At 59.8% G+C, this 12,114-nt stretch carries 11 protein-coding genes; 7 read left to right on the top strand and 4 right to left on the bottom strand.

Annotation, left to right across the window (positions count from 1 at the left end; genetic code table 11):
- The 3 genes from K3767_RS01110 to selB are packed head-to-tail and all read left to right on the top strand — an operon-like array spanning window position 1 to window position 3,271.
- Complete coding sequence (locus K3767_RS01110) at window positions 1-555, top strand: archaemetzincin (RefSeq protein WP_221171722.1); 555 nt, start codon at window positions 1-3, stop codon at window positions 553-555.
- Window positions 552-1,349 carry a glutamate racemase gene (gene murI, locus K3767_RS01105; RefSeq protein ID WP_221171721.1) on the top strand — a complete coding sequence of 266 codons (798 nt, stop codon included), beginning with the start codon at window positions 552-554 and terminating at the stop codon, window positions 1,347-1,349. The genes K3767_RS01110 and murI overlap by 4 nt, the downstream gene beginning before the upstream one ends.
- Window positions 1,346-3,271 (top strand): selenocysteine-specific translation elongation factor, encoded by a 1,926-nt coding sequence (selB, locus tag K3767_RS01100; RefSeq protein WP_221171720.1) that lies wholly within the window; start codon window positions 1,346-1,348, stop codon window positions 3,269-3,271. The genes murI and selB overlap by 4 nt, the downstream gene beginning before the upstream one ends.
- Here selB and K3767_RS01095 read toward each other — a convergent pair.
- Window positions 3,268-3,846: a hypothetical protein gene (locus K3767_RS01095; protein ID WP_221171719.1), complete on the bottom strand. Its 579-nt coding sequence runs from the start codon at window positions 3,844-3,846 to the stop codon at window positions 3,268-3,270. The two genes, selB and K3767_RS01095, sit on opposite strands and share 4 nt — an antisense overlap.
- 47 nt (window positions 3,847-3,893) lie before the next feature.
- Between K3767_RS01095 and K3767_RS01090 the strand changes: the two genes are divergently transcribed.
- Window positions 3,894-5,240: a M23 family metallopeptidase gene (locus K3767_RS01090; protein ID WP_221171718.1), complete on the top strand. Its 1,347-nt coding sequence runs from the start codon at window positions 3,894-3,896 to the stop codon at window positions 5,238-5,240.
- Here the strand turns inward: K3767_RS01090 and K3767_RS01085 are convergent.
- The 3 genes from K3767_RS01085 to K3767_RS01075 are packed head-to-tail and all read right to left on the bottom strand — an operon-like array spanning window position 5,237 to window position 7,967.
- Window positions 5,237-6,460: a phenylacetate--CoA ligase family protein gene (locus K3767_RS01085; protein WP_221171717.1), complete on the bottom strand. Its 1,224-nt coding sequence runs from the start codon at window positions 6,458-6,460 to the stop codon at window positions 5,237-5,239. The genes K3767_RS01090 and K3767_RS01085 overlap by 4 nt on opposite strands.
- Window positions 6,457-7,206, bottom strand: a complete 750-nt coding sequence (locus K3767_RS01080; protein WP_221172370.1) for an ABC transporter ATP-binding protein — start codon at window positions 7,204-7,206, stop codon at window positions 6,457-6,459. The genes K3767_RS01085 and K3767_RS01080 overlap by 4 nt, the downstream gene beginning before the upstream one ends.
- Window positions 7,206-7,967, bottom strand: a complete 762-nt coding sequence (locus tag K3767_RS01075; protein ID WP_221171716.1) for an ABC transporter ATP-binding protein — start codon at window positions 7,965-7,967, stop codon at window positions 7,206-7,208. Before K3767_RS01075 ends, K3767_RS01080 begins: the two co-directional genes overlap by 1 nt.
- A gap of 364 nt (window positions 7,968-8,331) precedes the next feature.
- Between K3767_RS01075 and K3767_RS01070 the strand changes: the two genes are divergently transcribed.
- The 3 genes from K3767_RS01070 to K3767_RS01060 are packed head-to-tail and all read left to right on the top strand — an operon-like array spanning window position 8,332 to window position 12,099.
- Window positions 8,332-8,889 (top strand): molecular chaperone, encoded by a 558-nt coding sequence (locus tag K3767_RS01070; RefSeq protein ID WP_221171715.1) that lies wholly within the window; start codon window positions 8,332-8,334, stop codon window positions 8,887-8,889.
- Entirely contained in the window at window positions 8,867-11,248 is a 2,382-nt protein-coding gene (locus K3767_RS01065) for a molybdopterin-dependent oxidoreductase (RefSeq protein ID WP_221171714.1), read from the top strand. Before K3767_RS01070 ends, K3767_RS01065 begins: the two co-directional genes overlap by 23 nt.
- 23 nt (window positions 11,249-11,271) lie before the next feature.
- Window positions 11,272-12,099, top strand: a complete 828-nt coding sequence (locus K3767_RS01060) for a 4Fe-4S dicluster domain-containing protein (RefSeq protein ID WP_221171713.1) — start codon at window positions 11,272-11,274, stop codon at window positions 12,097-12,099.
- The last annotated feature ends 15 nt before the right edge of the window (window positions 12,100-12,114 follow it).

The raw sequence follows: 12,114 nt of genomic DNA, 5'->3' as shown, positions 1-12,114 counted from the left end.
ATGCGGCGCATTCTGGTGGTGCCCATCGGACGGGTCTTCGGCCCCTGGCTTGAACGGTTGCTTCAGGAGCTTTCGGATTTCTGGCGCGTGCAGGTGGAACTGACCCGTCCGGTTCCCCCACCGGCTGCGGCCTTTCATCCCCGGCTGCGCAAGTTCTTTGCTCCCTACCTGGCCGACTTTCTGCGTTCCCTTTCTCCGGAGGTGGACTTCGTCCTGGGGGTTTGCGGTGAGGAGGTCTATTCCCCGAGGACCCCTCTCGTGTTTACGGAGGTGAGTTTCTCGGCCCGGGCGGCCCTGGTTTCGGCCCGTCAGCTCCAGGAATTCCTTTTTGGTCCCGAGCCGGAGAGTCTCTTCGTGGAAAGGCTGCGCAAGGAGGCCATTCGGGCCCTGGGACATCTCCTGGGGCTTCCCTCCTGCCCCAATCCCCGTTGTGTCATGCATCCCCCCTCATCCCTCATGGAACTGGATCTTAAGGGGACGGACTTCTGCCCCGAATGTCAGACCCGGCTTCGGCTGGCGCAGGTTCGACGCGGGGAGGTCAGGCTGATCCTTTGATCGGGGTCTTCGATTCCGGTATAGGTGGGCTGACCGTGTTGCGGGAGCTGGTGCGCCGGCTTCCCGGATATCGTTTTGTCTATTTCGGAGACACGGCCCGCACCCCCTACGGAACCAAAAGTCCCGAGACCATCGTTCGCTACGCCATCGAGGATACCGAATTCCTGTTGCGCCACGGGGCCAGGATGATAGTGGTGGCCTGTCATTCGGCCTCCTCCGTGGCTACGGAGGCCCTCCGGGAAAGGTTCCCGGACCTTCCCATCTTTGAGGTGGTTACCCCGTCGGTGAAAAAGGCCCTCTCCGTGACGCGCCGGAAGGTCATAGGGGTGATCGGCACCCGGGCCACCATAGAAAGCGGGATCTATCAGCGGCTCCTTACCGCCCGCGATCCGGAGGTGAAGGTTTACGGAAATCCCTGCCCCCTCCTGGTGCCCCTGGTGGAGGAGGGCTGGATAAAAAAGCCCGAGACCCGTATGATCGTGAAGAAGTGTCTCCTCCCCCTCAAGATGCGCGGTATAGACACCCTCGTCCTGGGCTGCACCCATTATCCGGTACTTAAGAAGGTCATCCAGGCCAAGGCCGGAAAGCGCGTGACCCTAGTGGATCCTGCGGAGGAGCTGGCCGAGGAGGTAAGGGCCTATCTCGAGACCCATCCCCGACTGGCCCTGGAGCTTGAAAAAGACGGGGAACCCCTTATTCTGGTATCCGATCTCACGCCGAATTTCAGCCGCATAGCCCAGATCTTCCTGGGTCGGAAGGTAAATCTCGTAAAGGCCGGAGACGCGCCCTCATGAAGCGGGTCGTTCTGGGGACCGCCGGGCATGTGGATCACGGAAAGACCACCCTGGTCAAGGCCCTGACCGGGGTGGACACCGATCGCCTGAAGGAGGAGAAGGAGCGGGGTATCACCATAGAGCTGGGATTTGCCCGTCTGGATTTGCCCTCCGGGGTGCGCGTGGGCATCGTGGATGTGCCGGGTCACGAACGGTTCGTGCGCACCATGGTGGCCGGGGCCGCGGGGGTGGACCTGGTGGCCCTGGTGGTGGCCGCGGACGAGGGGGTGCGTCCCCAGACCCGCGAACACCTGGAGATCTGCGAACTTCTGGGGGTAAAGGCCGGGCTGGTGGTCCTCACCAAGAAGGACCTGGTGGACGAGGAGTGGCTGGAGCTGGTCAGGGAAGAGGTCCGCGAGGCCCTTAAAGGGACTTTCCTGGAGGCGGCCCCCATGGTGGCGGTCTCCGCGGTGACCGGTGAGGGGCTCGACCGGCTGGTAGAGATTCTGGACGAGCTGGTTCGGAAGGTTCCGGATCGATCGCTCGAGGGCCCCTTTCGGCTCCCGGTGGATCGGGTCTTTACCGTGAAGGGCTTCGGCACGGTGGTTACGGGCACGGCCCTTTCCGGCCGTCTTGAGGTGGGCCAGGAGGTGGAGGTCTATCCCAAAGGGGTCCTGGCCAGGGTGCGGCGCATTCAGAGCCACGGAGAGGAGAGGGAGGAGGCCCTGGCCGGCATGCGCACGGCGCTTAACCTTCAGGGAGTGGAGAAGGAGGAGGTCTCCCGGGGGGATGTGGTGGCGGAACCGGGGGTGCTCCGGCCTTCGCAGATCCTTGACCTCGAACTTTTATACCTCAAGAGTGCTCCCCGGCCCCTCAGGAACCTGGAGAAGGTTCACTTCCATCTCGGAACCGCCGAGATCATGGGAGAGATGGTCCTTTTCGGGAAAGACCGGCTTGAGCCCGGGGAAAGGGATGTGGTACAGGTCAGGCTTTCGGAACCGGTGGTGTGCCTGCGGGGCGACCGTTTCGTCATCCGGTCCGGAAGCCCGCTGGTGACGGTGGGGGGAGGGCGGGTGCTCAATCCTCTCGCCCGCCGGAGAAAGCGCACCAAGCCGTGGGAAAGGGAGGAACTCGAACGGCTCCGGCGGGGAGGGGATCGGGAGGTCCTTCTGTATCACCTGGAAAAGGCCCGGGAGGCCGGGCTCAGGGAATCCCTCCTGCGTTTTAAGGTCTCGGTGTTCGGGGATTCCTGGGATCGGCTCCTGGCGGAGCTCGGGGACGAGGTGGTGCGGGTTCCCGGCGAGGAGGAATCCGTGCTGATTTCACGCCGGGCCTTCGAGGAATTCAAGGAGGAAATACTCCGGGCCCTGGCCGGATTTCACGAGCGTTTTCCCCTGAAACCCGGCCTGACCAAGGAGGAACTCCGGGCCCGGGTTTCGGATCGAGCCTCCTCCAGGATCTTTGAGGCTGCGCTCTCGGAACTCCTTGCCGCGGGACGCATCTCCGCCGAGAGGGAATTTCTGCGTCTTTCCACCCATCGTCCGGTGCTTCCGGAGGAGGCCGAGGCCCTGAAAAGAGAGATCGAAGAGATCTTCAGGAAGGCCGGTTTCACCCCGCCGGACCCGGAGGAGGCCCTTTCCCGTTTCCGTGATCGTCCCCGTCTGGCCCTGGATCTCTTCGAGGTGCTGGTGCAGGATGGGGTCCTGGTGCGGCTTTCCGAGAAGCTCTATTTCCATCGGGAGGCTCTCGAGAGGGCCCGGAAGCTGGCGGTGGATTATCTCAGGAAGCACGGGGAGATGGGGGTGGGGGACTTCCGCAGGCTAACCGGCGGGGCCTCCCGCAAGTATCTCATTCCCCTCCTGGAATACCTTGATCGGGAGAAGGTCACCATCCGGGTGGGAGATAAGCGGATTTTGCGCAAGGGAGGCCGTCTGAAGGGTTAAAGACCGTAGGTTTGGCTTATGCGCCGGGCCTCCCGACGAAAGTCCTCGAACTGTTCGAGCTGGATGAGGAGTTCCAGGCGCCAGAGGGCCAGCGCGATCCGGAGCCTCTTTTCCGGAGAAAGCCTTTCGCGCCGGGCCTCGAAACTGCGACGGAGTTTCTTCAGTACCTCCTCGGCGGCTCTCTTCCTGGCCTCCCGGCGCCGACGCGTTTCCTCCAGGGCCTTCCTCCCGAGCTCCGCGATCTCCCTGAAGTAGGTCTCGGCCCAGTCGTAGTGCCCGGTTCGGTAATAGGTTCGGGCCCTTTCCCACTTTTTTTCCACCCGGGAAAACAGATCCGGCGCATAAATATCGGCCCCCTCCTCCCTAAGTTTCTCCACCAGCCTGCGCGTTTCCTGATAGGCCTTTTCCGGAGGGGTGGGAGGCTTGACGAATCGCCGGATAAGGGGAATTCGGGAGAGACGATAACGGGCGTAGGGGGAAAGTTCCGGACGGTGGATTTCCGGAAGGGAAAAGGCGCTCCCCCAGACGAAGATCAGCATCACGAGGACCGCAAGCCCGTGCTTTCTGGGTTTCATCCCTTCTGTTATAGTAGAAAAATCCTGAAAAGGGTAGGAGTGAGGCCATGAAGTCCGTACTGAAGGGGATGCTTCTTTTGCTGCTTCTGGCCCTGTGCGGGGCTGCGGTCTTCGTCTTCTTCGTAAAGCTGGAGAGCCACCCTCCGGTGATAGAGGTGAAGGGGCTTCCGAAATTGGCCGGACGGAAGCTCACTTTTACCGTGCGGGCCGAGGACCGACATTCCGGATTGCGCGAGCTTTCGGTTTATCTGGTTCAGGGAAGGAAGAAGATCCTCCTAAAGGAACTCGGCTGGCCGGTTTCCTTTCTCCGGGGGTCGCGGGTTCACAGCCGGGAGATCTCCTTTTCCGTCTCTCCGGTGGAAAAGGGCCTTTCCGAGGGGCCGGCGGTGCTCGTGGTTTCCGCAGCGGATGCCTCCTGGCGTAACCGTCTTCGGGGAAACCTTTCCGTGAAACGGGTTCCCTTTACCCTGGATCTCACTCCTCCTCGGGTGACCGTCCTTTCCCGCACGGTTTACCTGGCTCCGGGGGGCTCGGCCCTGGTGCTCTATCGGGTGGGGGAGAAGCCCGCTCGCACGGGGGTCCTCCTCAACGACCGTTTTTTCCGGGGCTATCCCCTGAAGCAGGGGGCGTACGCCGCTCTGGTGGCCCTCCCGGTGACGGAAAAGGTGGTGCGGAAGTTCGTGGTGCTGGCCGAGGACGGGGCCGGCAATCGACTGGAGCTCCCGGTGAGTTATTACCTGAAGAGGCGCCGTTTCCCCAGGGTGCGCATGCGTCTCAGTGATCGGTTCCTCAACTTTAAGATGCCGGAGTTTATCTCCCGCTATCCCGAGGCCCAGAAAAACGACCTGCTCGGGACCTTTATCTGGGTTAACGAAACCCTGCGCCGTCGGAACAATAAAACCATTGCGGAGATCACCTCCCGTCCCTCGGAGGCCCCCTTTCGGATTTCGGGAGCCCTTCGAGCCCTGCCTCACGCGGCCAAGAGAGCCGACTTCGGGGAGTTTCGCACCTATTATTACCGGGGGCGGAAGGTCTCCCGGGCCTGGCACCTGGGGCTGGATCTGGCCTCGGTGGCCCGAAGCCCGGTACCCGCCGCCGCGCCCGGCCGGGTGGTGTTTGCGGACTACCTGGGCATTTACGGAAACACCGTGATCCTGGATCACGGGCTGGGGCTTTATACCCTTTACGCCCACCTGGCCGGGATTGAGGTGCAGGTGGGGGAGGAGGTCTCCGCGGGCCAGACCATCGGCCACACCGACACCACCGGACTGGCCGGAGGCGATCACCTCCACTTCTCCGTCCTGGTGCAGGGGGTGTTCGTGACCCCTATAGAATGGCTGGATCCCCGCTGGGTGAGGACCCGGATCCTGGACCCCTTAAAGGATTATCGTTAACCCTCCACCCACCTGACCCTGCAGGGCAGTCCGAGGAACTCGAAAAAGGCCCGCTCCAGGCGATGGGCCTCCTCGTGGAGTTCCACGATGCTCGGCCGAAAGAGGGATTCCTCCATCACCAGTTCCACGAGAAGTTCGCTTTCCGGTTCCTCCCCCACGATCCTTAGCCGGTAGCGTGGTTTTCGGCCGTACACCTCCTCCAGCAGTCCCTCGAGCACCTTCCGGGGCACCTTTATGCCCCTGAAGGAAAGCACCCGGCCGCTTCCGGCCTCGATGGAGAGAAACCGCGGCGTGGTTCTTCCGCAGGGACACGGTTCGTGGGTTATCCGGACCCGGTCTCCGGTGAGGAAACGCAGGAGCGGATTGGCCCTTACCCGAAGGGTGGTGAGCACCAGTTCCCCCTCCTCGGCGGGCGTCCCCTTTTCGGGGTGAATGACCTCGGCAAACACATGATCCGAGGCCAGGTGCAGTCCCCTTCGGGCCTCACATTCGTAGGCCAGGCCGGGCCCCAGGACCTCGGAGATACCGTAACCCAGCCGGGATTCGGCCCCGAAGAACTCTTCCAGGAGGGCCCGATCCCGTCCTTTAAGTTCTTCCCCCACCAGAATGAGGAGCCTGAGACTTTCCGGGGGCCTCAAGCCCCGCCTTTCGCAAACCCTGAGATAACGCAGGGCGAGCGAGGGGGTGGTGATCACCACCGAGGCCCGGAAGTCCCGGAGAATGCGGAGGCTCACCTCAGGGGTTCGGGGAGCCGGGGGGATGACCGCGGCTCCCACGGCCTCGGCAGCCTCGCGAAGGTCCTCCGTCCAGGCGGCCATGCCTGGCTCAAAGGAGATGAAAACGATGTCCTCCGGGCGCAGCCCGCAGGCTTTGAGGAATCTTACGCAGAGCTGCCGCAGGTTTTCCACATCCTGCAGGGTGTACCCCTTTACTATGGGGTTGGGCCACCAGGGGAAGGCCCGAAGGCGTACGATGTCGCGCAGGGGTACCGCGAAGAGTTCGTAGGGGTAGTGGGCGGATAGATCCTCCCGGGTGGTGACGGGAAAGCGGATCAGGTCCTCCGGAGCACGCAGGTCCTCGGGCAGAAGTCCGCTTTCCTCCAGGCGCTCCCGGTAGAAGGGAACCCTCTGATAGATCCGGTTCAGGGTGCTCTGGAGGAGCTCGGTGTGCCACTGGCGCCATTCCTCCGGGCTCAGGTATTCCGGATTTTCGATGCTCATGGGCTTCCCCTCCCCTCGGTGAATTCCCGGTAGTCCTTGCCCAGATAGGCCCTTTTTACCTCCTCGTCGTGAAGGAGTTCCCGGGCCGGTCCCTGGAGGGTGATGCGTCCGGTCTCCAGCACATAGGCCCGGTGAGCTATGGACAGGGCCTTGCGGGCGTTTTGTTCCACCAGTAGAACGGTGAGGCCTTCCCTGTTGAGTTCCACTATGGTGTGCATGATGAGGTCCACCACCTTCGGCGCAAGTCCCAGAGAGGGTTCATCGAGAAGAAGGAGTCTGGGACGGGCCATGAAGGCCCGCCCCAGGGCCAGCATTTGTTGCTCTCCTCCGGAAAGAGTGCCGGCTTTCTGTTTGCGTCGCTCCCGCAACCTGGGAAAGAGCTCGTAAACCCGCTCCAGATCCGCCATGACCGCCCGCTTTCCCTCTCTTACGAAGCGATGATAGGCCCCCAGAATCAGGTTTTCCTCCACCGTGAGGGGATAAAAGATCTGTCTTCCCTCCGGCACCAGGCTCAGGCCCATGCCCACCAGCTTTTGAGGGGGCCAGCCGGTGATGTCCCGGCCCTCGAAGAAGATCCGTCCCTTTCGGGGACGATTGATTCCAATGAGAGTGAGAAGAAGACTGCTCTTTCCGGCCCCGTTGCTCCCCAGAAGACACACGATCTCTCCCTCCTCCACATGCAGGGAGATCCCGCGCAGTACATTCAGTTTCCCGTAGGAAAGGTGAAGATTGCGCACCTCAAGCATCATTCCTCTCCCAGGTATACCTGAATTACCCTGGGATCCTTCTGGATCTCCGCCGGAGGTCCCTGGGCGATCTTACGCCCCTGATCGAGCACGATCACCTCTTCGGCCAGCTCCATAAGGAGGTTCAGGTCGTGCTCCACCCAGAAGAGGGTGAGTCCCTCTCGGGGAAGTTGCGAAAGGATTCGGGCCAGGTCCTCTTTTTCCCGGGGGTCGAGTCCGGAGGCGGCCTCGTCGAGGAGGAGGAGTTTGGGCCGCAGGGCCAGGGCCCGGGCCAGTTCCAGGTAGCGGAGTTTGCCCAGGGGAAGTTCCGAGGCCCTGCGCGCGGCCTCGTCGGCCAGAAAGAATCTTTCCAGCCAGTAAAGGGCTTCCTCCCGGGCCCCCTTTTCCTTACGAAAAAAACTCGGGGTGCGCAGGAGGGCGGAAAGCCTTCCGGGCCGAAGGTGCTGATAAACGGCAAGTAACACATTTTCGAGCACGGTAAGGTGAGAGAAGACCTGCGGGGTTTGAAAGGTGCGGGCTATTCCCAGGCGGGCCACGGCTTCCGCGGGAAGCCCCTCCAGGTGGTGTCCCTCGAAGAGAATCTCTCCGGCGTCCGGTTTGAGGTGTCCGGTGATGAGGTTAAAGGTGGTGGATTTTCCCGAGCCGTTGGGGCCGATGAGGGCGGATATGGTTCCCTTCCTCACGGTAAAGGAAAGATCCTCCACCGCCCTGAGGGCTCCGAATCTCTTGCTGAGCCGCCGTACCTCAAGAATATAAGCCATGGGCCTATACAAACCAGAAAATGGATATTTTTACAAGATGTTTTAATGAGGAAGTAATTTTTCATTTTTTAGAAAATATGTTAATTTTTTTGAAAGGCTTCATCCTAAGGACGAATTGCAAATTCATCGTTAAAATTTTCTTATATTTACATATTCGGATCAAATTAATGAAATTCGATTGATCGTGTTCCTGATAAAAATAGGAAAGAATTACTTCCAATTTTTAGCCATATGCATTTTAACAATTTTAAAACCTAAGCTATTGAAATATAAACATAAAATTGACATAACATCCTCAAAAGTATCTGAAAATGGCTATAATTGGACTTGAAAAATTTCTAATATCGGAGTAGTAGGAGGATTGATGTTTAAGTCCGAAGATTTGCGTGTGGTGGCGGAGGCCTTTCTGTATCCGGAGGATTCCTCTTTCCTCGAATTGATTCCTTATCTGGTGTCCTTGGGGCGTAGGCTGGGGCTCTATCTGAACGGAGATTTTGGGGGGGAGAACCTGGAGGATCTCCGGGTGGAATACACACGCCTTTTTATTACTTCACCTTATCGCACTCCGGCTCCTCCCTATGCCTCGGTATATCTCTCCGGGGATCGGCGCCTCAAGGGGGAGGGTTACGATCAGGCCCTGGCCTTTTATCGGGAGGCCGGCTATCAGCCGGTGGAGGAGGGGGATCTAGCCGATCATGTGGCCTACGAGCTGGCCTTTATGGCCCTTCTCCTTGAAGAGGGAAGGAGAGACCTTCTGGCCAGGTTCCTGACCGAGCACTTTTTGAAGTGGTATCCCCGATTTCTCGGGGCCCTGAGACAGGCGCAACCCCGGCCCTTTTACAGGGCCCTGGGAGATCTGGTTTTGTTTCTCACAAATAGATTGCGGGAGGAGGTTGCTCATGAAAAGAAGGGACTTTCTTAAACTTTCGGCGGGGGCCTCGCTGGCTCTGGCCGGGCTTCGGCTCCGTTCCGAGGGACTTTTCCGTAAGGCGTACGCCGCGGAGGCCGGCGGAGAGGAGCTTCCCGGAAGCCTGGGGGCCAAGGAGGTTCCCTCGGTCTGCGAGATGTGTTTCTGGCGCTGCCCCATCGTGGCCAAGGTGAAGCACGGCAAGGTGGTCAAGATCGAGGGCAATCCCAAAAGTCCCACCAACGGTCGGGGGGACAAGGCCCGGGTCTGCGCCCGGGGCAATTCCGGGGTGAAGCTCCTTTACGATCCCGACCGGGTGCTCCATCCCCTCAAGAGAGTGGGAGAGCGGGGTGAGGGCAAGTTCGTGAAGATCTCCTGGGACGAGGCCCTGGACGAGGTGGCGTACAACCTCAAGAAGGTTAAGGAGAAATACGGTCCTCACGCCATCGCCTACTTCGATCACGGTGCCTCGGCGGAGGCCTTGCGGGAGGTCTTTAAGGCCCTGGGCACGGAAAACTACTCCAACGAGCCGGCCTTCTTCCAGTGCGTGGGGCCGGTGGCCGTGGCCTACATCTCCTCTCTCGGGTATCTCACCTCCGGTACCATGCAGTACACCGACATGGCCAACGCCAAGGCCATGCTTCTCGTGGGTTCCCACATCGGAGAGAATGTGCATGTTTCCCATGTGATGTCCTTTGTGGACGGGCTTTCCAAGGGGGCCAAACTGGTAGTAGTGGATCCGCGTTTTTCCGTGGCGGCGGGCAAGGCGGACCTCTGGCTTCCCATCCGTCCCGGGACGGATACGGCCCTCCTTCTGGCCTGGATCAACTATGTCATTGAGCACGATCTTTACGATAAGGAATTCGTCTCCAAGTACTGCGAGGGATTTGAGATTCTCAAGAAGAAGGTCAAGGGCTGGACGCTGGAGAAAGCCGCCCGTATCTGCGATCTCCCCAAGGACAAGATCGAGGAGGCCATAAAGATCCTGGCGGCGGCCCGTCCGCATGTCCTCATTCATCCGGGGCGGCATTCCGCCTGGTACGGCAAGGGCGATGTGTATCGCCACCAGGCCCTGGCCATCCTGGCCGCCCTTTTTGGAAGTGTAGGGACTCCCGGCGGTCTTTACTTCCCCACCCATGTGCCTTTGGCTCCGGTAAGCTGCGTGCGAGAGATCAAGCCCCGCAGTTCGGATACTCCTCTTAAGGAAAAGTATCCCTTTTCTGGGCCCATTCCCGGAAGTCCCACCCACGAGATCATTAAGGCCACCCTTACCGGCAAACCCTATCCCATTAAGGCCTGGGGTATCTGCGGGGTAAATATCCTCCAAACCATTCCTAATCCTTATCAGACCATGGAAGCGATAAAGAAGCTGGACTTTATCTTCTCCTTTGAAATTCTTCCCACGGAGACCGCTCTCTGGTCGGATATCGTCCTCCCGGATACCGTTTATCTGGAACGCTATGACGATGTATATGTATATGACGGGTTGCCGGAATGCTATGTCACGGTCAGACAGCCCGCAGTAGAGCCTCTTGGGGAGGCTAGGACTCCGCTGTGGGTAGCCAAGCAACTGGCTCATCGGCTCGGGTTCGAAATATTTTTCACGGAAAACGAGACCGATATTATCAATGATAAACTGAGAGCGCTGAATGTTACCCTTAAGGATCTTCAGGAGCAAGGTGGGATAATAACCCTTCCGGCGAAAGGGGCCTATGATCGAGAGAACTTCCGGAATGTTTTCGGAGAAAAGGGTTTCAAGGTTAATCTGGCCGTTGAGGACTTCGAGGACGAGGACTTCTCTCCGGTGCCGGTATTCGAGCCCACGCCGGCTCCGCCCAAGGGGTTTGCCCGGCTCATTTACGGACGCGTGCCGGTGCACACCTTCAGCCGCACCATGAACAACGAGTGGCTCCATCACGAGTGGCCCGAGAACCACGCCTGGATCAACGACGAGGTGGCGGCCAAGCTGGGCATTAAGGACGGTGACGAGATCGTGTTCGAGAATCAGGACGGCAAGCGTTCCCTCCCGGTGAAGGCCAAGGTCACTCCGGGTATCCGGCCTGACTGTATTTTCCTACCTCACGGCTTCGGAAGCCTTTCCCAGAAACTTCGCCGGGCCTACAGGAAAGGGGCTAGCGATCAGTTCCTCATCACTCACTATGTGCAGGACCCCTTCATGGGGGCCTCCAGTCACCGCACGAGCTTCGTGCGGATAGTCAAGGACGGCAAGGTGCTCGACATCCCCGAACTTCGTCCGCTGCCCCCGGAGATTCCCCGTTTTAAACTGGCCGCCGCGGGGATGATGGGAGGCCAGTGCGAAAAGATGATGAAAAAGAAGAAGCATCACAAGAGGATGACCATCGAGGGCTGCTAAAAAGTTTATGAAGGAGGGCGAAAATGAAACATCAGTGGGCCATGGTAATAGATTTAGATAGATGTGTGGGGTGCCACGCCTGCGCGGTGGCCTGTCGCGCGGAGTGGCAGGTTCCGGTAAATCCGGACTACGACGGATATTCTTTTATCGGCGATTACGATCAGTGGCTGGGGGTGGTTTCGGCGGAAGGCGGGGACTATCGCCGAAACTGGGTGCTTCGTCTGGGCCCTGAGCGCACCTCCAAGGGGGAGATCGCCTTCACCTTCTTCCCCGGGCTCTGTAATCACTGCGACCATCCGGTGTGCGTGGATGTGTGCCCGGTGGAGCCCGAAAAGCGCACCTTTAAGTGTTACAAGACCGGAAAGACCGTCACCATGGAGATCAAGGCCACCTACAAGGAGCCCTTTACCGGTGCGGTTCTCATCGACAAGGAGCGCTGCATCGGTTGCGGCAACTGCGTGGAGGCCTGTCCTTATCGGGCCCGTTATCTCAACGATACCTTGGACGAGCCCAAGGCGGACAAGTGCACCTTCTGTTACGAGCGGGTGACCCGGGGTGAGCTTCCGGCCTGCGTGAAGACCTGCATCGCCGACGCCCGTATCTTCGGTGACCTCTCCGACCCCAACTCCGAGGTGGCGAAACTGGTGCGCAGCGGCAAGGCCCGGAGGCTTGAGTCCGACAAGGTGAAGATCGGCCCCAATGTTTACTTCATGGGCAAGGAGAAGAACCTGGAGCTCCTCTTCAAACACTTTGCTCCGCGCAAGCGGACCTGGGAGGATGTGGAGGTCCGGGCCCGCACCCGCCGGGGGCTCATCAAGATGGCTCTGCGGAAGCTTCCCACCCTGGGATAATACGCCACCCCTTCT

It is taken from the genome of Thermosulfurimonas sp. F29 (assembly GCF_019688735.1).
GTDB lineage: Bacteria > Desulfobacterota > Thermodesulfobacteria > Thermodesulfobacteriales > Thermodesulfobacteriaceae > Thermosulfurimonas_A.
This window is presented reverse-complemented; position numbering and strand designations above follow the sequence as displayed.

Excerpts from the sequence above, each read along its gene's own strand:
- K3767_RS01110 (WP_221171722.1), top strand. The coding sequence starts at position 1 with ATGCGGCGCATTCTGGTGGTGCCCATCGGACGGGTCTTCGGCCCCTGG.
- selB (WP_221171720.1), top strand. The coding sequence starts at position 1,346 with ATGAAGCGGGTCGTTCTGGGGACCGCCGGGCATGTGGATCACGGAAAG.
- K3767_RS01095 (WP_221171719.1), bottom strand. The coding sequence starts at position 3,846 with ATGAAACCCAGAAAGCACGGGCTTGCGGTCCTCGTGATGCTGATCTTC.
- K3767_RS01090 (WP_221171718.1), top strand. The coding sequence starts at position 3,894 with ATGAAGTCCGTACTGAAGGGGATGCTTCTTTTGCTGCTTCTGGCCCTG.
- K3767_RS01085 (WP_221171717.1), bottom strand. The coding sequence starts at position 6,460 with ATGAGCATCGAAAATCCGGAATACCTGAGCCCGGAGGAATGGCGCCAG.
- K3767_RS01080 (WP_221172370.1), bottom strand. The coding sequence starts at position 7,206 with ATGCTTGAGGTGCGCAATCTTCACCTTTCCTACGGGAAACTGAATGTA.
- K3767_RS01075 (WP_221171716.1), bottom strand. The coding sequence starts at position 7,967 with ATGGCTTATATTCTTGAGGTACGGCGGCTCAGCAAGAGATTCGGAGCC.
- K3767_RS01070 (WP_221171715.1), top strand. The coding sequence starts at position 8,332 with ATGTTTAAGTCCGAAGATTTGCGTGTGGTGGCGGAGGCCTTTCTGTAT.
- K3767_RS01065 (WP_221171714.1), top strand. The coding sequence starts at position 8,867 with ATGAAAAGAAGGGACTTTCTTAAACTTTCGGCGGGGGCCTCGCTGGCT.
- K3767_RS01060 (WP_221171713.1), top strand. The coding sequence starts at position 11,272 with ATGAAACATCAGTGGGCCATGGTAATAGATTTAGATAGATGTGTGGGG.